The sequence below is a fragment of the Marinobacter sp. 1-4A genome, assembly GCF_016597725.1.
Taxonomy (GTDB): domain Bacteria; phylum Pseudomonadota; class Gammaproteobacteria; order Pseudomonadales; family Oleiphilaceae; genus Marinobacter.
Window position 1 is genome coordinate 16,817 of sequence record NZ_VCGY01000007.1, and the last position, 18,418, is coordinate 35,234.

The window sequence follows — 18,418 nt, forward strand, 5'->3', positions numbered from 1 at the left end:
ACTCTGGAATTAAGTAATGAACCCGATCGTAGCGAACAACTGGCCTGTAAAAGTGGACCTCACTTAGGGTAAGGAATATTATTTTTGCGCCTGTGGTCGTTCCAATAAACAGCCGTTTTGCGACGGTTCCCATGTGGGAACTGAGTTCAAACCCAAACCCTTCACGGATGAAAAATCCGGCGATGCCTTTTTGTGCCAGTGCAAACATTCGGCAAATTTGCCCTTTTGCGATGGTACTCATAAGCAGTTTGATGCCAGTGCCATTGGCAAAGAAGGGCCGGGCATCAAAGCGGGGGCAAGTGAGATTCCCGTGGCAAGTACCACTGTTGAGGAACCTACGGTCGAGTTCATACATCAACTGGCCAGGGATGGCTTAGCTAACAGCGCCATGCAATCAATTGGCTGTGTTGCTGCACGCATGTGCAACACAAACAACTGCCCTGCCGGTATAGCCACACAAAAAGCAGATCTTCGACAGCGTTTGAACGTTGAGAAATCCGCCGGGCAGCTCAGGAATTTCTTTGAAGCCTCGGTGGAACTGATGCAAGTGATGGCTAGAGCCTGTGGTCACGATTCGTTGAGTTCATTTAGCAGTAACGACTTGGCAACTTGGCATCGGGATATGGCTCTGCTTTCAGGGGTGAAGTATTCAGGGTTCATAGAGCCTTAATACGCATTGTCAGTAATTGCGCCGCGCCTGACCGCGCACAGGGCCAGATCAAACAATAAGAAACGTGCGCGGTTGCTTTTGGACTATTATGTAGATTGGGGTCCAGCTTCCTAAACTCAGGCTTTACGGGGAATACCTATGCGATATTTAGGAGTTTTTGCCAGCCTTATAATGTTCTCTTTCCCGGTGTTTTCTGCCGACATGACAAAGGATGAGCGTTGCGAAAAGCTTGGAGAGGTAACTGCGCAAGCCTCCGTTATGAGAATTGCCGGTAAAGATACGGAAACTGCTACAAGTGCCCTACTGGAAATATATGATCAACCGGGATCGGGCTTGTCCACCAAACAAATACGCGCTTACACAAACTGGGCCTACATGATGCGGATGGAGCCGGAAAAGGCGCGGAAATATGCTGTCGACCAGTGTAAACAGAGTTAATAAGTTAGCATCGGAGCTGCACCGCGCAGGATTTGAGGAAAACAATCATGGGCCAAAACACCGGCAGCACAAGCAAGGTCGACAAACTACTGGCTGAGCAGCGTGATTATATTGCGAAGCGCGAAAGTGGTTACCGTGAACGCGCACTGAAAATGTACCCCTGGGTATGCGGGCGCTGTGCCCGGGAGTTTACACGCATTAATTTGCGCGAACTTACCGTGCATCATGTTGACCATGACCACGACAATAATCCAGCCGATGGCAGCAACTGGGAATTACTCTGTGTGTACTGCCACGATGAAGAGCACAGCAAGTTTGAAGATTTCGTGCGCTACGGGGGCAGCTCGGAAAAGCGGCGGGAGGCGGCCACGCACAACCCGTTTGCTGGACTCAAGGAAGCGCTTGAGAAGAAAGCTTAGTGATAGAATGCTTAAAAACGCGACTAGTTAGTGGGGGGATTACAGCCGCATTTAACGTCGATAGACACTACAAGATCTTTAGGCTTTTTCCCGGTTTTTCCCCTACACTGCTAATTCCATCCTGTGCCGGTCTGCTTATCTATGCCTTCTGATTACCCAACACCAACGGCAGAATCCCGCTCACCCGATAGCTCTGCGGCCCAAGCCACCACCGCTGACGACGTAAGCGCTCTGATTGGCCGCGTAGCCATGCAAGATCGAGTAGCCTTCGCAAATCTCTATACAGCAACGGCGCCGAAACTTTTGGGGGTGGTACTGCGTATTTTAAAAGAGCGCTCCTGGGCAGATGATGTCATTCAGGAGGCGTACCTTAAAGTTTGGCAGCGTGCAGGCCAGTTCGATTCAGGCAAGGCCTCACCGATTACTTGGCTGGTGTCCATTGCCCGTAACAAAGCCATTGATGAGCTGCGAAAGCACCCTGCTGGCCGAACCAGCACCGACGATGCCATGGACGAGAGAGTTGCCCGGCAACCCACAGCACAGGATCAGATGGAAGACCAACAGGAAGTAAGCAAACTAAACCGCTGCATAGATGAGTTGGCAAAGGAACGTCAGGACATAGTGCGCTTGGCCTATTTAGGCGGCTGGTCCAGAGAGGAACTAGCAAGTCAGTACGAGCAACCGGTGAACACCATGAAAACATGGCTTCGCCGCGCACTGCAGGATATCAAGGGGTGTCTGGAATCATGAGCGAACATGACAACGAAGACATGCAGATTGCAGAGTTCGTGCTGGGCACCTTACCGGCAAACGAACGCAAGGCACTCAATGCCCGGCGTCAGCTTGACCCGGCGCTGGATGCGCGAATTCAGCAATGGGAAGAGCGCCTGATCGCAATGACGGGCGAGGTAGCACCGGTAAAGCCAAGCCCTGAGTTGTTCGCCAGAATTGAGAGCATTCTTGATCAACAAGCCGCTCAGCCTATTCAGTCTGGCAGTACCACCTCAGTAACTAGGCTGCGGCGTCAGGTGAACCGTTGGCGATGGAGTACCGCCCTGAGCTCTGCCGCTGCATTGGTTTTGGTGGCCGTGCTTGCACTAAAGCCCGAAAGTACGCCGGAATCCTTTGTTGCCGTATTCCAGCACGACGACCAACAGCCTGCCTTTCTGCTCACGGTCGATCTGCAAAACCGCCAGCTGAACATTCGACCGGTAACCGCAGAACAACAACCGGGCAAGTCTTACCAGTTGTGGATCAAAGCTGAGGAACTGGGCCCTAATCCGCGCTCTGTGGGCGTACTAGGTGACCAGATGCAGTTGGACAAAGGTGCTCTGAAGCAATACGACCCGGCCTTACTGCGCGAAGCCACCTTCGGTATCAGCGTGGAGCCGCCCGGCGGATCGCCCACCGGACAGCCCACCGGCCCGGCCATTCACGGATACCTGTACCCCGCTGGAGATGGCGAAAGCCGCGGAATTTGAAAATAAGTGCTATTTTCTGAAACTCTTCCGTTGCGTGCCCGTAGCTGTTTGTAGCACATCCAAAAACATATCCAATCGGATGAGCACAACCAACAGCAAGGAGTACACCATGAAGAAGCACCTCAAAACGACCGCACTGATGGCAGCTCTGGTATCCGGCGCACTCACCACCGGCATCGCTCAAGCAGGCATGAACCAAGAAGCCCAAGTATGGGCAGACGATCAAGCTGTTTCAGAAGGTACTGTTACCGCTAAGAAAGTCACTGCTGAAGCCAACGGCTGGCTGGTTGTGCATCGCACAAATGAAACCATGAAGCCCGGCCCGGTGGTTGGCCACGCCCCGCTTAAAAAGGGCGAAAACATGGATGTATCTGCAATACTAACGGAAGAAGTAAAATCCGGTGACATGCTAATGCTGATGGTTCACGCAGAGGACGGCGGCATGAAAACCGGCATTTTCGAATACACCTTGGGCGCCAAAGCAGACGGCCCAATCAAGAAAGACGGCAAGCTGGTGATGTCTACTATCACCGCCAAGTAACTCTATTTAAAACCTGTCAGGTGAGAAGCGGCTCTAAAACGGCTGCTTTAGCTAGAGCCTGACGGGTTTATACATCACCCCGCCAAAACCTGAGTATGTGCCCCTTAAAAGGCTTTTCCAGATAGTCGGTATGCTCGGGTTTTTCTTGTGAAAAGCTATACCCGTGCGTTTCCATCCGCCTGCAAAACTTGTTCTTCCGCCCTCTTCCGGGATCAACCAGAATCACTTCACAGGTGGGGTTGGAATGCCGGTCAATAAAGTCGGCCAACAGGTTTACATGCTCGTCTTCATATAGAACGTCACTACCGATGATGATATCGAAAAAACCTAAATCACTGGCTTTATCTGCCCAGTCAACCCGTTGGTAACCTATGGCTTTCCCATGGTTGAGCTGAGTATTCCGCTCCAGAAAAACACCCACTTCAGGATGATAGTCGGTCGCCGTAATGTCATCGTTCCGCTGGTTCAGCAACAAGCTGGACAGTGCCATTCCACAGCCAATCTCCAGAACTCTCTTGCCCTCCGTGTGATGGTTCACAATGTGGTGGGCAAGCACCAGACTCGATGGCCAGATAATCCCGAACAAAGGCCAGGTGGCCGAGGAAATGCCCAACTTTAGGGCGATGTCATTTGGGTCGTCGAATTGCTGGTTATCACGCAATGTGCAAACGTGAATGTCCACATTGCCGAACTCAATTGTTTGGTAACGGAGACGTAAGGGTGATGTCATTATGGGTCACACTGAAGGAATCAGGCTCGCCAACCCGATAAAAGAAGCGTTACGTTCTAATTCCCCAGAGTATAACCCCTACTGCATCCGAACAATGATTTATTGCTTTTGCAGGTCTTCAAGGAAAGCCTGAATACGCTCCGCATTGGTACCCAAGTCGCTCTTCCCTAGCCGTGATGCGGATCGCATATCCACCAGTACACCAGCCTCGGTTTGCTTCATGCGGATGGCCACGTCATCTTTAAAGCCGAACCAAGGGGTGGTTGCGGTGGCTTCCAGAGTATTGTTGGTAACTCCGGCAATCTCCCAACCACGGTTTTGAACAGTTGCTTTTGCAGCGTTCATAGCACTCGCCAATGGCATATCGAGCGTAATCGGCTTCAGCTGCGGATTAGCCGCTTGCTGCTGCCGCGCGGTTTCCGCTCCCGGGTACTCCACTGCATTGGGGGCTTCCTTCCGGGCAGAGGCCAGCAATGTGAAAGCAGGTGGATTTGTCATATCCGTTGTAATGTCGTGAATTGGCGGGACACTCTGAGCGCGCTGTTTCATTTGCATGGGCATAGCGATTACTGCAACCACAGACAAGCTCACCACGGCACCCACAAGCGCCGGGCGCCACCTGCGGAGTACACCGGCAAGTATGAGAGTTACAAGGCCAAACACTGCGGCGGCCATTGCAAGTTGCGCACCCTGGCGCAGCCATGTGAAGGATGTACTCAATGCGATCATTTCAGCTCTATAAGCTGGCCCAGAGGAACCTATCAGCGCGCCAGCACTAATCAGCAAAACCACACCGAGCCAAGCGGTAATCAGGGGCCATTTTCCGCCGCGGCGGGCCGGGGTTGTTTTTGACAGCATTTCGGTTCCTTTTATTTGGATGTTAACAGTCAGGGAAAACTCACAGAGCAACAGTTACGAGGCTACACCTTAGCCCGATCACTTTAGCTTTGGTATGCTGGACATGTGCATGTATCTCGGGAGTGTGGTTATGGCTGGTGGCTGGACCCGCGATGGGGCTGTTCAGGATCAGATTGATGCAAGTGTAGAGGACGCCGTAGCCGAGGCACGCAGCCGCCTAGGCAAAGGCAAAAGCGCGGAATTCTGTGAAGAGTGCGACTGCCCTATTCCGGAGGCACGACGCACAGCCATTCCCGGCGTGCGCTTGTGTGTGAACTGCCAAGCGGCTCTGGAGAAGCAAGAAACGGCTTCCGGCGGAATTAACCGCCGGGGTAGTAAGGACAGCCAGCTCAGATAGTCGAGCGTTAAACGCTCGCTTTTAGGTCTGGGGTTTCGCCAGCATCGCTTTTAGCCGCCAGCACTTTTACCCGCTCGAAGTCTTCCTCACTGAATACGCCGTTCACGCCCGAAACAGCCGCCAGCGTCATACCGTGTTTTAAGCCAAGCTTATAAATATCCCGCACTTTTTCCCATTCGATGTTTCGGCCAAGCGTGAAGTTCTCGAACCGCCCTTCCAGCGCTAACACGATGGTTTCCGCCAAGCAGGCGTAGGCAACTCCTGCGGGCAAGCCGATGTTCTTCATGTGTACATCGCCCGGCAGTTGAACCTCGCCGGATTCGATAACCAGCACGTCTGGGCGCTTGGCAACATCTTCAGCCGATATGTCCAAAGGTCGAGCCACGTCTGTGATCACGCAACCCGGCTTTACTCTGGTGATATCCAGAATTCGTTTGCCGGCTCCGGAGGTCGCCGTCACAATCATGTCCATATCTTCGATATCACGATCGGCAGAACCGGCCACATGCACGATAGCGCCGGGGGTTTCCTGTTCAATGCTTTCTTTGAGGGATAGCAGTTTGGCAGGCTCTGGGGCAGCCAGATAAATCTCATCCACCGCTTTGGCCAACAGCCGTGCACACACAGACCCTATTGCGCCGGTCGCTCCAACGACCATGGCCTTGCCAGCCATCTTTCCGTTCTCGCCAATTTGGGCACGCCCCAATTTTTTCACCGCATCTTTGGCGGCCCATAGGGCTCCAGATGCGCTATAGCTGTTGCCAGTAGTGATGGGCAGTGGTGCCCGCTTGGCGACGGTAATACCTGCATCGCCCACCACTTTGGTGAATGCACCCAACCCCATAATCTGGGCACCCAGCTTTTTAGCGAGATTGGCGGCCGCCAGCAACCGGCTGTAGGTAAACTCAGGATCGTGGGCCATGATCTCTTTCGGCGTGCCGCCTACGGTAATCAACCAGCCTTCTACCTCGTCTCCTGTGGGCGACTTGATACCGGTTACTTTCGAATAGATAAACGGTGGTGCGTAGGCCACAGCTTTTTCCACAAGGTTCATCACCATCGGTGGTGACACGCTGGCCACCCAATCCAACGGCCGAGTTTTGGTGAGATACTGCTGTGACAGTGGGTGAATCACAAAGGCGAACCGGTTTATCCTCCGGTAGCCGTTGGGATACAAGATTCGGGGTTCTATTCCCAAGCTCTGAATCACGCCCAGATAATCGTCAGCACCCAGTTGCTCCGGCGAGCGGGACAGTGCCGCGCTGATCATGGCTTCCATCACGTTCACACCCAGCGGCCTGCCTTCCAGCCATGGGCTGTAATCCACGACCATGGCAACCTTACGGGAACGCAGCCAGTCCATCGCCTCGTCTGTAACACGGGAGGTGATAATGGTCTTGCCGTCCAACTCCTTCTCGGTAAAGTTCGCCAGATCTCCCATGTGGGAAACAATAACCTGGGCGTCTTTAGCTGCCTGATGCAGAGAGCCTTTAATCAGCCCTTCTCCCAACCGGTACAGCGGTGTGCGGAGCACGGCTTCAAGCGTCTTCACAGCTGACGGGCGGAACATTATCGGCGCAGTCAACGAACTGTATGTTTCAAGCTGCTTGAGGGAGGTAAGCAACCGCGGCACACCAAAATCCATATAGGGGTCGGCAAAAAACAGGTTGTCGGTATGCTCGGAAAGGGCCTTCGCTACCCTGTAGCCCGCTTGCCCATTCAGGAATAGAACCCGGGCGTTATCAAAGAAGTGCCCCAGTTCCGTTTGGGTAAGGCGCACAGCCCACTCTTGAAGAATACCGCGCAGGCCAGCTCCACTGGTGATCGGTTTGTCCGGAATACAGGCTTCAAGCTTGGCGGTATCCGGATGCTCCAGTTTTACCGAGCCAACCTGATAATGGTCAGAAACCATACTGAGGCCAAATGCATCGGCGCGCTCGTGATAGGTTTTCAGAAGTGCGACAGCGCGAGAAAGGTCCCCGTCGGTTCCTGCGCGAATAACTCGGAACGACTGCCCCAAAAACTCGGTTTCCAGATCGTAATCGTATTCCGAAGAGCCTTGGCTTACGCTGATAACAGTTTTCATACTTCATCCTTGTTTTTGTTGTGCAGCCATTTCAGTAAGCGTAGGACATTGAGCACGTGACTGCGTTAACGCAGATCAAATTATCACCGGCACCTGAGTTGAATGAACGGTCTACACTAATGAGATGAGAACCTTTCAACACGCTAGCATATTAACAACGAGATAAGAGGCAGCATGAGTATTCAAAAGGAACTGCTTTCAACGATTGAAAAGCTTGTTCAGCCGGGCAAGGGGATTCTTGCCGCTGACGAAAGCCACCCTACGATTGCCAAACGCTTCACAGCTGTTGGTGTTGAGTCCACGGAAGACAAGCGGCGGGAATATCGTAGCCTGATCTTCTCCCCAGAAGGCCTTGGCGATTTCATAAGCGGCGTTATTCTTTTTGAGGAAACCCTTGGCCAAATCAGTTTGGACAATCTGCCAATGCCAAAGCTGTTGGAACGTCAGGGCATAGTACCGGGGATTAAAGTAGATAAAGGTAAAAAGCCTCTGGTGAACGCCCCGGGGGACGAGATCACCTATGGATTAGACGGTCTGGACGACCGTCTGGAAATCTACAAAAGCCAAGGCGCCCGCTTTGCCAAGTGGCGTGCTGTTTATAACGTATCTGACACGCTACCCTCGCAACAGGCGATCGAAGCCAACGCCGAAATGCTGGCCCGCTATGCCGCGCTTTGTCAGGCTATTGGCATTGTGCCTATTGTGGAGCCGGAAGTGCTCATCGATGGCGATCATTCAATTGAGCGTTCTGCAGAAGTAAACGAGGCTGTCATAACAGAAGTTTTTAACGCACTCCGCAGGCACCGTGTATTGCTGGAAGCCATCATACTAAAGCCCAGCATGGTGACCCCCGGCAATGTATGTGCAAAGGCGTCTCCCGAGGAAGTAGCTAAGGCAACCTTGCGGGTATTTCGCAGAGTGGTCCCTGCTGCGGTTCCAGGCATTAACTTTCTTTCCGGGGGACAAACCCCTGAAGAAGCGACACAGAACCTGAACGCCATGAACAGTCTAGGCCAGCAGCCTTGGCATTTAAGCTTTTCCTATGGCCGCGCCCTGCAAGAACCTGCGCAAAAAGCCTGGGCAGGCGATGTTAACAATCGCGCACAAACCCAATCCGCAATGCTAAAACGTGCACGTCTAAACGGAGCGGCGGCGCTAGGCAAATACACGCCTGATATGGAAACATGAATAAAATCAGGCGGCCTGAACGGCAGCCTTGGAAATGGCAGCGGAAGCCGGAACAACCTGTTCCAGACACGACAGCATAGGCGCAACCTCTCGAATTTTTCGGGCCTGCGGCCATAGGGCCTCGGCTTCCGGATAGCCCTGACGCAGGAAGTTCATCCACTGTTTGATGCGACCAGTTACGTACTTGTCTTCCAGCCAACCTTGCAGCACTTCGGCGTATTCACGAACCAGTGCAACAGCCTCAGGCCAGATTAGATCGTCGGCCTCGACACCCTGTTGGCTAGCTTTAATTTTGCGCGCCAGATCTGGCCGTGCAATTAATCCTCGACCAATCATTACGTCGTCACAGCCAGACACTTCACGGCAGCGCCAATAATCTGCAACCGTCCAAATTTCGCCGTTGGCAATAACTTTGGCTTTTACCGCTTCCCGGGCTTTGGCAATTTCTTCCCAATAGGCTGGCGGCTTATAGCCATCCACTTTGCTCCGAGCATGGATGACGATCTCTTCCGCCCCAGCAGCTTCCAATGCCTGAGCACAGGCCACGCCCATCGAGCGATCGTCATACCCCAAACGCATTTTTGCCGTTACCGGTACGTCTGCAGGCACCGCTTTACGTACAGCGGCGACAATGTCGTACATTAACTCCGGTTCACGCATAAGCACACAACCGCCCTTGTGCTTATTCACCGTTTTAGCAGGACAACCAAAGTTGATGTCTACCTGTGTTGCACCCAATTCCGAGGCTTTACGGCCGTGCCAGCCCATTTGTTCGGGGTCTGAACCCAAAAGCTGGACCGCCACGGGGATACCCACTTGCGTGAGTGACTGGTTGTGCAGCTCCGGCGCAAACTTGTAAAAGACCCTTGGCGGTAACATGCTGTGGGTCACACGGATAAACTCCGTCACGCACCGGTCGATCCCGCCTACTTTCGTAAGCGTTTCGCGAATAGGTGCATCAACCAGCCCTTCCATCGGGGCAAGAATGATCCGCATGGAGCCTCCATCTGTTCAAAATTGAAGCGAGCGCGATTGTAGGCAATTCGCGCTCGCTTTGATAGTGAAGGCTACCGACCCGTTAAACGGATCGGCTCTTCCTCATGAAGGGCTCTTTATTGCTGGCCGTCCTTACTCATCCAATTCGGGGTTAGCAGACAGCTCATCAGGCGACTTGACCGACATACCCAAAGCCTTGGCAACCCCTTCGCCATAAGCCCGGTCACAACGGGTGCAGTTATCGATATGGCGCTGTTTAATGAAATCAGGAGCATCCCCCATGTTTCGCCCTGTATTTTCAAACAGTACCTGCTGTTGCGCAGGCGTCATTAGCTGAAAGAGTGCGCGCGGCTGGCTGTAATAATCGTCATCATCCTCGCGGAAATCGAACATAGCCGCATTGCCGTCGATCTTGAGCGGTGGCTCTGCATATTCGGGCTGATCTTTCCAATGGCCAAAGCTGTTTGGCTGATAATGCGGCAAACTGCCGTAGTTGCCGTCCATCCTGCCAAGACCATCGCGATGGTTACTCATAACCGGGCATTTAGCCGCATTGACCGGCACTTGCTGATAGTTCACGCCCAGACGGTATCGTTGCGAATCGGGGTAATTGATCAGCCGCGTCTGAAGCATCTTATCCGGGGACACGCTTATACCAGGCACAAGATTCGCTGGCGAGAAGGCCGCCTGCTCAACGTCCATATGATAATTTTCTGGATTCCGGTTTAGCTCAAACTCGCCGACCTCGATCAGTGGGTAGTCCCCTTTCGGCCAAACCTTGGTCAGATCAAACGGGTGCACGTGGTAAGTTTCCGCATCGGCTTCCGGCATCACCTGCACATACATTTTCCAGCGCGGGAAGTCTTCACGCTCAATCGCTTCAAAAAGATCCCGCTGATGGCTTTCACGGTCATCAGCAACAACCGCAGCAGCCTCGGCGTCGGTCAAATTCTCAATGCCCTGCTGGGTTTTGAAGTGGAATTTCACCCAGTAGCGCTCACCTGCTTCGTTCCAGAAGCTGTAGGTGTGGCTGCCAAAACCATGCATGTGCCGGTAGCTCTTGGGAATGCCGCGATCGGACATGACTACAGTCACCTGATGCAGAGCTTCAGGCAGCAGCGTCCAGAAATCCCAGTTATTCGTGGGCGAACGCATGTTGGTTTTCGGATCGCGTTTTACTGCTTTATTCAGGTCTGGAAACTTTTTGGCATCCCTCAAGAAGAACACAGGTGTGTTGTTACCCACCATGTCCCAGTTGCCTTCTTCGGTATAGAACTTGAGCGCAAAGCCTCGAATATCACGCTCGGCGTCGGCCGCGCCCCGCTCCCCTGCCACGGTGCTGAAGCGGGCAAACATTTCGGTCTTCTTCCCGACTTCACTGAAAATTTTGGCACGTGTGTAACGCGTAATATCGTTGGTTACGGTGAAGGTACCGAACGCTCCGGAGCCTTTGGCGTGCATGCGGCGCTCAGGAATGACCTCGCGCACGAAATTGGCGAGTTTTTCGTTGAGCCACACGTCCTGAACCAGCACTGGCCCACGCTTACCAGCCGTCATCGAGTTCTGGTTGTCTACTACCGGAGCACCAAAGGCCGTTGTAAGGTGTGATACCGGGCATTTGCTTTTATTCGATTTTTCATCGGTCATGGTCAATTCCTCTGAAGTTCATAACGCCACTAATCAGCTTATACCGAGACTTGGCGATACTAAAGCCTTCCGCAATCGCTTGTGTCGGTGTAAGCATCTAGCGACATTGAATCACTGCGATGGCAGTTTGGATAATCAATTCCGGAAAAGGGCGTTAAAGCTTTTAACTATGAATAGAGGATAATCACTAAATACGCTCAATGAACTCAAACTTGCCTTGCTCATTGAACACGATTCGGAAGGAGCCACGAACGCCGTCGCGTAAGTAAAAACGGGAGAGAATTCGGGCCGGGAAACGGACTGAGCGTCCGTCCCGGGCCCGGGTGTGAACATCGGTAGCAATGCCCTGATAGAGCTTTATCCACTCATCAGGGCTGATGCTTATGTCCACAATAATCTGGTGCATGGTGCTTAGTTAGCCAGTTCCAGCAACAGACGGTTCAAGCGGGAAACGTAAGCACCCGGGTCTTGCAACTGCTCGCCGCTGGCCAGTGTGGCTTGGTCCAGAAGCACAGCGGAGAGCTCGTTGAAGCGCTCATCGCCCTTCTCGCTTTCAAGGCGCTGAACCAGCGGGTGATCCACGTTGATTTCAAAGATCGGCTTGCTATCCGGAACCTTCTGGCCCGCTGCTTCCATGATCTTTTTCATCTGGGCACCCATATCAAAGTCGCCCGTTACCAAGCACGCAGGAGAATCCGTTAGGCGGTTGGTTACGCGCACTTCCTGAACCCGGTCAGTGAGGGCCGTCTTGATGCGTTCCAACAGCTCTTTGTGCTCTTCGGCAGCTTCTTCTTTGTGCTTTTTGTCTTCTTCGGTTTCCACATCGCCAAGGTCAAGATCGCCCCGGGCAACGTCCTGAAACTGTTTTTCGTTGTACTCGTTGAGGTAACCCATCATCCATTCGTCGATACGATCGGAGAGGATTAGCACTTCGATGCCTTTTTTGCGGAAAACTTCCAGATGCGGGCTGCTCTTGGCGGCCATGAAGTTGTCAGCAGTGATGTAATAGATCTTGCTCTGACCTTCTTTCATGCGCTCGATGTATTGGTCTAGAGAGACATTCTGGGCGCTCTCACCTGTGTGCGTAGAAGCAAAGCGCAGTAGGCCAGCGATTTTCTCGCGGTTGCTGAAATCTTCTGCAGGACCTTCCTTGAGCACGGTGCCAAACTCGTTCCAGAACTTCTGGTACTCGTCTGCATCTTTCTTCGACAGTTTGGAGAGCATGTCCAGCACACGCTTGGTAAGCGCGGTGCGGATGCTGTCTACGGTTGAGTCGTTCTGCAGAATTTCACGGGATACGTTCAGGGACAGATCGTTGGAATCCACCACACCCTTGGCAAAGCGCAGGTACAACGGCAGGAACTGCTCTGCGTCATCCATGATGAATACGCGCTGCACGTAAAGCTTCAAGCCTCGGGGCGCATCACGGTTGTACATGTCGAACGGAGCGCGGGCCGGAATGTACAACAGGCTGGTGTAGTCCAGCTTGCCTTCTACTTTGTTGTGGGACCAGGTAAGCGGGTCTTCAAAGTCGTGAGCGATGTGCTTGTAGAACTCTTTGTATTCTTCGTCTTTGATGTCGGTACGGGGCAGAGTCCAAAGCGCTGTTGCGTCGTTAACGGTTTCGTCTTTGGGCTCTTCGCCTTCTTCGGTCGGTTCGGATTTCATGATGACCGGGAAGGAGATGTGGTCAGAGTATTTTTTGACCAAGTTGCGCAGCCGGAAGCCGTCGGCAAATTCGGTAGCGTCTGGCTTCAGGTGGATAACGATTTCGGTGCCACGCTTTTCGCGGGCAACTTGTTCGATGGTAAATTCGCCATCACCGGCAGATTGCCAATGTACGCCTTCTTCTACAGGGGCACCTGCGCGGCGGGTGAATACGTCCACTTTGTCGGCCACGATGAAAGCGGAATAGAAGCCTACGCCGAATTGGCCGATCAGTTTGCTGTCTTTCTTTTCGTCACCGGAGAGCTGTTTGAGGAATTCTGCGGTGCCGGAGCGGGCGATGGTGCCCAGATTCTGGACAACGTCTTCGCGGGTCATGCCGATGCCGTTGTCGGTCAGGGTGATGGTGTTGGCTTCTTTGTCGAAGTCGAGACGTATTTGTAGCTCTGAGTCGCCTTCGTAGAGGCCGTCGTCTTTGACTGCGGCGAAGCGCATTTTGTCGGCGGCGTCGGAGGCGTTGGAAATCAGTTCGCGGAGGAAGATTTCTTTGTTTGAGTACAGGGAATGGATCATCAGGTGAAGTAGTTGTTTTACTTCGGTCTGGAATCCTAAGGTCTCTTTTTGCGATTCAACGGTCATCTATTTTTTCTCCTGCAATCGACATTTGAGTGAAACACGGGAGCAAGGGGCTTCTCCAAAACACGCTGTGAATACATCCTTGTAGCTCGGCTCCGCCTTTCACTGCTTATTGCTCCTGCGTCGCAGTGAAAGTCCTGGCCTGGCCATCCTTGGCCAGTCCGTGAAGAGTTTTCACTCTTCACCCATGGCTCCGCACGGTTTTAGAGAAGCCCCTTGCTCCCGTGTTATCCAGCTTGTGAGTTCGTATTGCAGGAAAATGGGGTCACTCCGAAGGTTTTCAAGCCCCTACATGCTAACCGGATCAGTCTTCCAGCAAGAAGTGCGCTCTTGCGGTGGAGATCGGTTTGGAGCGGGATTTTTGCCAAGCGGTGATCATTACGTTCGCTACGCGATTGCCTTGGCGCGTTAGCTTGCATTCGGCGTAGGTTTCGCGGTCGAGGCCTGCGCGGAGGTAGTCCAATGAGAAGTTGACGATACGTGGCATGCGTACGGTTTCTTGGGCGAGCATGAGGTAGATTGCAGCAGAGAGTTCCATGAAGCCGCCGATTACGCCGCCGTGTATCGCAGGTAATACCGGGTTGCCAAGGTTTTGGTCTTTTGCAGGTAGGCGGAAGATGAGGTCGTCGCCAAACTGGTCGCATTCCAAGCCTATGAATTTTGCATAGGGGATGCTGTTGATCAAGCGTGAGAAGTCACCGGTTTCTCGGGTGTAGCTTAGGATTTCAGGGTCGGTCATACCGGGCCTCCAGTGATTTTCTCGCGGTAGGCTTTTGGTAGAGCTTCAGGGCCGATGCGCATAAAAGTAGCCACGCAATTAGCTACCGTTTCGCCGCTTTCTTGGTAGGCCTCGCAACGGGTAAAGATTATATTGCGGGTCATTTTGTAAACTTCAGCTCTTGCATAAACAGGCTTGTGCGGTTCGGCTGGGCGCATGTAGTCAACCCTTAGGTCCAGTGTGGGGCAGAGTTCGAATACGTCCAAAGCGCAGAGCATGAGTGAGCCGGATGTGGTGTCCATCAGGGTGGTGATGGCGCCGCCATGGATCACGCCTGTGTCTGGGTTGCCGATGATTCGTTCGTTGTAAGGCAGGCAAAGGGTTAGGCTGCACTCGGTGGTTTCGGTAACCCTCAACCCAAGCTCTTTGGCTTGGTTGAGCGTGTTGATAAACCGGGTAACCCGGTCGGTTCGGATTTGATTGTCCATTCAGAACAAACCTGTGGTTCATGTATGGGTTTTAAGCTACCAGTATTTAAAGCTGGCAGCAGCCGTGTAATTATATGTTTCTTAAATTCAATAACAGGGGTTGAGAGTGAAAAACGCCGTTTTGCAACGCTGCGCGCCGGTTTTAGCGCTAATGCTGCTACTTACAGGGTGTGCTGTAAACCCGGTAACTGGCGAGAAACAGCTTTCGTTAATTGGTGAAGGCCAAGAACTTGCGCTGGGCGCCGAGCAGTATACGCCTACCCAACAGACTCAAGGCGGGCAATTCTACGTTGATCCCGAGCTAACGCTCTACGTAAGAGAAGTTGGCCAAAAGATGGCTCGGGTAAGTGACCGCCCTGATCTACCCTATGAGTTTGTGGTGCTAAACAGCAGCGTTCCCAACGCTTGGGCTTTGCCCGGAGGCAAGATTGCGATTAACCGGGGGCTACTGGTTAAGTTTGATGATGAAGCCCAACTCGCATCTGTGCTTGGACATGAGATTGTACACGCGGCTGCCCGCCACAGTGTTCAGCGCATGCAGCAGGGAATGCTGATTAACGCCGGAGTGGCAGGTCTGGGCTTTGCACTGTCAGACAGTCAGTGGGCCGGGCTTCTGATGGGTGGTGCCGCTATGGGAGCTCAGCTCGCTTTAGCGCAGTACGGTCAGGGAGATGAGCTGGAGTCGGATCACTACGGCATCGTTTATATGAAAAAGGCGGGCTACGATCCGCAAGCTGCCGTAGAGCTGCAGGAAATCTTTCTTGAAATGTCCAAAGGCCGTGAAGCAGGCTTTGTAGACGGCCTCTTCGCAACGCATCCGCCTTCTTCGAAGCGTGTGCGCGAGAACAGCAAGTTGGTGAATAAGGTAGGTGCCGGTGGCTATCGCGGAGCCGATATCTATCAGAAGAAAACGGCCTTTCTGCGCAAGGTTCAGCCTGCCTACGATGCTCACGATAAGGCCATGAAGTTGGCATCTGGCGGGGATATGAATGCGGCTCTGAAGAAGGTTGACGAGGCCATCAATGTGTTACCTCGCGAGGCTATGTTCTATTCATTGCGTGGGCGTATCCATCAGGAGCTGAATAATCCGGATAAAGCCTCTGCTGATTTCGATAAGGCAGTGTCTTTGTATCCCGAAATGTTTGTTTATCGCTTACACAGCGGGCTTAACGCACTTGCGCTAAACAATCTCAGCAAGGCACGCGAGAACCTGACCCGGGCAAACGAGGTTGTGCCAACCTCCATCGCCTTTCTCAGGCTTGGGGATATTGCGGTAAAGGAGAACAACCGTAAGGAAGCCATCGCTTATTACAGCAAAGCGGCAGAATCCAGCGGCGATATTGCCGAAGAAGCACGGCGAAAACTGGCCGCTCTCACCCAGTAATCGTATAATTCATATTAAATACAGGGCCGAACTCCTTGAGACTTCGGCCTTTTTTTATTTCTGCGTTTCGGTTTGCGTGGAGCGCGCCGGTATGCCGTCATCATGAGCATTGACTTTTAGAGCAATAACTCTAAAAATCAGCTATCGATAACTAATATCAGGTGACGGACATGTTAGCGAAACGTATCCAACCTATGGCTTCTCAGGCAAAGCGCCTGTATGTCGAGCTTATGTTTCAGGTTATGGGGCGAGCTCTTCAGGCAGTCAGTGAGGTTGACGGCGAGGTTCAGAAAGAAGCTCAGGCTCTGCCTGAGGGATTTCTGTTCGAAATGATGGTGATGCCCGAGGGGGCCAAGCTGATCGTAGAACACATCGGCGGAGGCCGATTCCACTATCATGGCGATTCTGCACCCCGCGCGGTGGATGTATCCATTCAGTTTAAACACCTTACCCACGCATTTTTGGTGCTGTCGTTTCAGGAGAAAACCTCAATCGCCTTTGCCCATGACCGCATGCTGGTTGATGGCGATGTGAGCTATGCCGTGCGCATGACCCGTGTGCTCAATCGACTGGAATCCTTCATTTTGCCCAAAATCATCGCCAAACGTGCGGTAAAGGAATATCCGGAGAACCTTCACCTGCCGGAAAAACTAATCAGTGCGGCACAGATTTACCTGAAAGTCGCCACCCATTTTATCCAGACAGCGAGAGCCTAAATGTCTAATTCTTACTATGAGTTCTTCTGCCCGGTAAAAGTCATTGCCGGAAAAGCGGCCCTTGAGCACATTCCCTACGAACTAGGCGGGCTCGCCGCGAAACGGCCGATGATTGTGACTGATAAGGGCGTTCGTGCCGCGGGTCTGCTGGACCCGGTGATTGCAGCCTGTGAGGAAAGCGGTCTTGAAATCGTCAGTATTTACGACGATGTACCACCGGATTCTTCCACCACTGTAGTTCGGGATATTGCCGCTATCTACCGCAAGGAAAAGTGCGACTCCATCATTGCGATTGGTGGTGGCTCGGCTATAGACACGGGTAAGGCGGTGAATATTTTGGTGTCTGAAGGTGGAGATGACGTTGCCAAGTACACCGGTGCCGGTGTGTTAAAGCGCCCGCTAAAACCCTTTCTGGTGGTGCCAACCACGGCAGGAACCGGCTCGGAAGTTACCTCAATTGCCGTCATCACCGATGAGAAAAAAGGCGTAAAACTACCCTTTACCTCGTCGTACCTGCTGCCCAACGCGGCTGTTATCGACCCGCGCATGACGCTAACCCTACCGCCCCACATTACGGCGGCAACGGCCATGGACGCCATGACTCACGCAGTCGAGTCGTTCACCTGCATGGCTAAAAACCCCCTGAGCGATGCCTATGCGGCAGCGGCTATCAAGAAGGTCAGCCATTCACTGTTACAGGTAATGGACAACCCGAAAGACAGCGACGGCAGGCTTGAGTTGGCTCAAGCATCCACCATGGCAGGCATTGCTTTTTCAAACTCCATGGTTGGTCTGGTTCACTCTCTTGGCCATGCCACAGGTGCTATATGCCACCTGCCCCACGGCTTGTGCATGAGCCTGTACCTGCCCTACGTGCTTGAGTACAACCTTGAAACCATTCGTGGGCCTTTAGGGGAATTGCTGCTGTATTTGGAAGGCCCGGAAATATATGCAGCCACACCCGCCAGCCGCCGCGCGGAAGCCAGCATTTCGGCCCTACGCAAGCTGCGGGATGCACTTTATAAGCGGTGTCAGTTACCACGCACACTGAAAGAAACCGGCAAGGTGACGGAAGAGCAGCTGGACGCTATTGCAGAGATGGCTCTGGACGATGGCTCTATCATGTTCAACCCGAAAGAAGTGACTCTGAAGGACGCCCGTGCTGTTCTGCAGCGCGCCTGGGCCTAAGTGACCACCAGAAGAAAAGCAGAGCCCAAACTCAGGGCTCTGCTCCTTGGTAACATTACATTACTCTCAAATATTGAAATAACGGGGTAGAAGCGTAACAATCACACTCTTTCTGGCAGGGATTTGGCCGGGTCAGTTCTTCTAAGGACGGCATTGTCCCCCAGAGAGTTTT

Annotated in this window: 20 protein-coding genes and 1 pseudogene; 12 read left to right on the forward strand and 9 right to left on the reverse strand. The window is 52.9% G+C overall.

The genetic code is table 11. The annotated features are described in order from the left end of the window. Positions 1 to 76 precede the first annotated feature (76 nt). The 7 genes and pseudogenes from FE845_RS18930 to FE845_RS14530 all read left to right on the forward strand — a co-directional run. Positions 77 to 133: pseudogene (locus FE845_RS18930) on the forward strand (CDGSH iron-sulfur domain-containing protein); the annotation flags it as partial. Continuing rightward, a complete protein-coding gene (locus FE845_RS18855) occupies positions 134 to 670 on the forward strand; it encodes a glutamate synthase-related protein (RefSeq protein WP_320159697.1) in 537 nt (178 codons plus the stop codon). 138 nt (positions 671 to 808) lie between these two features. Then, positions 809 to 1,108, forward strand: a complete 300-nt coding sequence (locus FE845_RS14510) for a hypothetical protein (protein ID WP_200366002.1) — start codon at positions 809 to 811, stop codon at positions 1,106 to 1,108. Between the two features lie 47 nt (positions 1,109 to 1,155). After that, complete coding sequence (locus FE845_RS14515; protein ID WP_200366004.1) at positions 1,156 to 1,527, forward strand: YajD family HNH nuclease; 372 nt, start codon at positions 1,156 to 1,158, stop codon at positions 1,525 to 1,527. A gap of 141 nt (positions 1,528 to 1,668) precedes the next feature. Then, a complete protein-coding gene (locus tag FE845_RS14520; RefSeq protein WP_200366006.1) occupies positions 1,669 to 2,277 on the forward strand; it encodes a sigma-70 family RNA polymerase sigma factor in 609 nt (202 codons plus the stop codon). Further along, positions 2,274 to 3,008, forward strand: a complete 735-nt coding sequence (locus FE845_RS14525) for an anti-sigma factor domain-containing protein (protein WP_200366009.1) — start codon at positions 2,274 to 2,276, stop codon at positions 3,006 to 3,008. Before FE845_RS14520 ends, FE845_RS14525 begins: the two co-directional genes overlap by 4 nt. 109 nt (positions 3,009 to 3,117) lie before the next feature. Further along, positions 3,118 to 3,549: a hypothetical protein gene (locus FE845_RS14530; RefSeq protein WP_200366011.1), complete on the forward strand. Its 432-nt coding sequence runs from the start codon at positions 3,118 to 3,120 to the stop codon at positions 3,547 to 3,549. A 67-nt stretch (positions 3,550 to 3,616) separates the two neighbouring features. Here FE845_RS14530 and FE845_RS14535 read toward each other — a convergent pair whose 3' ends face one another. Beyond that, positions 3,617 to 4,279 (reverse strand): class I SAM-dependent methyltransferase, encoded by a 663-nt coding sequence (locus tag FE845_RS14535; protein WP_200366013.1) that lies wholly within the window; start codon positions 4,277 to 4,279, stop codon positions 3,617 to 3,619. A 99-nt stretch (positions 4,280 to 4,378) separates the two neighbouring features. After that, positions 4,379 to 5,137, reverse strand: coding sequence for a DUF1499 domain-containing protein (locus tag FE845_RS14540; RefSeq protein WP_200366015.1), 759 nt, complete (start codon positions 5,135 to 5,137; stop codon positions 4,379 to 4,381). A gap of 130 nt (positions 5,138 to 5,267) precedes the next feature. Between FE845_RS14540 and FE845_RS14545 the strand changes: the two genes are divergently transcribed. Continuing rightward, positions 5,268 to 5,534, forward strand: coding sequence for a DksA/TraR family C4-type zinc finger protein (locus tag FE845_RS14545; protein ID WP_200366461.1), 267 nt, complete (start codon positions 5,268 to 5,270; stop codon positions 5,532 to 5,534). A 7-nt stretch (positions 5,535 to 5,541) separates the two neighbouring features. Here FE845_RS14545 and FE845_RS14550 read toward each other — a convergent pair whose 3' ends face one another. Further along, positions 5,542 to 7,620, reverse strand: a complete 2,079-nt coding sequence (locus tag FE845_RS14550; RefSeq protein WP_200366017.1) for a dehydrogenase — start codon at positions 7,618 to 7,620, stop codon at positions 5,542 to 5,544. A 174-nt stretch (positions 7,621 to 7,794) separates the two neighbouring features. Between FE845_RS14550 and FE845_RS14555 the strand changes: the two genes are divergently transcribed. Beyond that, positions 7,795 to 8,808 carry a class I fructose-bisphosphate aldolase gene (locus tag FE845_RS14555; protein ID WP_200366019.1) on the forward strand — a complete coding sequence of 338 codons (1,014 nt, stop codon included), beginning with the start codon at positions 7,795 to 7,797 and terminating at the stop codon, positions 8,806 to 8,808. Positions 8,809 to 8,814: 6 nt separating this feature from the next. Here the strand turns inward: FE845_RS14555 and FE845_RS14560 are convergent, their stop codons facing one another. The 6 genes from FE845_RS14560 to FE845_RS14585 form a co-directional block, all read right to left on the reverse strand. Continuing rightward, the gene (locus FE845_RS14560; protein ID WP_200366021.1) at positions 8,815 to 9,804 is read right to left on the reverse strand and encodes a tRNA dihydrouridine synthase; all 990 of its coding nucleotides are present in this window, start codon (positions 9,802 to 9,804) and stop codon (positions 8,815 to 8,817) included. 132 nt (positions 9,805 to 9,936) lie between these two features. Continuing rightward, positions 9,937 to 11,451 (reverse strand): catalase, encoded by a 1,515-nt coding sequence (locus FE845_RS14565; RefSeq protein ID WP_200366023.1) that lies wholly within the window; start codon positions 11,449 to 11,451, stop codon positions 9,937 to 9,939. A gap of 187 nt (positions 11,452 to 11,638) precedes the next feature. Further along, entirely contained in the window at positions 11,639 to 11,857 is a 219-nt protein-coding gene (locus FE845_RS14570) for a DUF2835 domain-containing protein (protein WP_200366025.1), read from the reverse strand. A gap of 5 nt (positions 11,858 to 11,862) precedes the next feature. Continuing rightward, positions 11,863 to 13,755: a molecular chaperone HtpG gene (htpG, locus tag FE845_RS14575; RefSeq protein WP_200366027.1), complete on the reverse strand. Its 1,893-nt coding sequence runs from the start codon at positions 13,753 to 13,755 to the stop codon at positions 11,863 to 11,865. Between the two features lie 301 nt (positions 13,756 to 14,056). Beyond that, positions 14,057 to 14,491 carry a PaaI family thioesterase gene (locus FE845_RS14580; protein ID WP_200366030.1) on the reverse strand — a complete coding sequence of 145 codons (435 nt, stop codon included), beginning with the start codon at positions 14,489 to 14,491 and terminating at the stop codon, positions 14,057 to 14,059. Beyond that, entirely contained in the window at positions 14,488 to 14,958 is a 471-nt protein-coding gene (locus FE845_RS14585; protein WP_200366032.1) for a PaaI family thioesterase, read from the reverse strand. Before FE845_RS14585 ends, FE845_RS14580 begins: the two co-directional genes overlap by 4 nt. A 151-nt stretch (positions 14,959 to 15,109) precedes the next feature. Here FE845_RS14585 and FE845_RS14590 point away from each other — a divergent pair, with 151 nt between their 5' ends. From FE845_RS14590 to FE845_RS14600, 3 genes are all read left to right on the forward strand, one after another. Beyond that, positions 15,110 to 16,342: a M48 family metalloprotease gene (locus tag FE845_RS14590; RefSeq protein ID WP_200366473.1), complete on the forward strand. Its 1,233-nt coding sequence runs from the start codon at positions 15,110 to 15,112 to the stop codon at positions 16,340 to 16,342. A 170-nt stretch (positions 16,343 to 16,512) separates the two neighbouring features. Further along, entirely contained in the window at positions 16,513 to 17,058 is a 546-nt protein-coding gene (locus FE845_RS14595; protein ID WP_200366034.1) for a hypothetical protein, read from the forward strand. Further along, on the forward strand, positions 17,059 to 18,246 hold the full coding sequence (locus FE845_RS14600; RefSeq protein WP_200366036.1) for an iron-containing alcohol dehydrogenase: 1,188 nt from the start codon (positions 17,059 to 17,061) through the stop codon (positions 18,244 to 18,246). Positions 18,247 to 18,418: the final 172 nt, after the last annotated feature.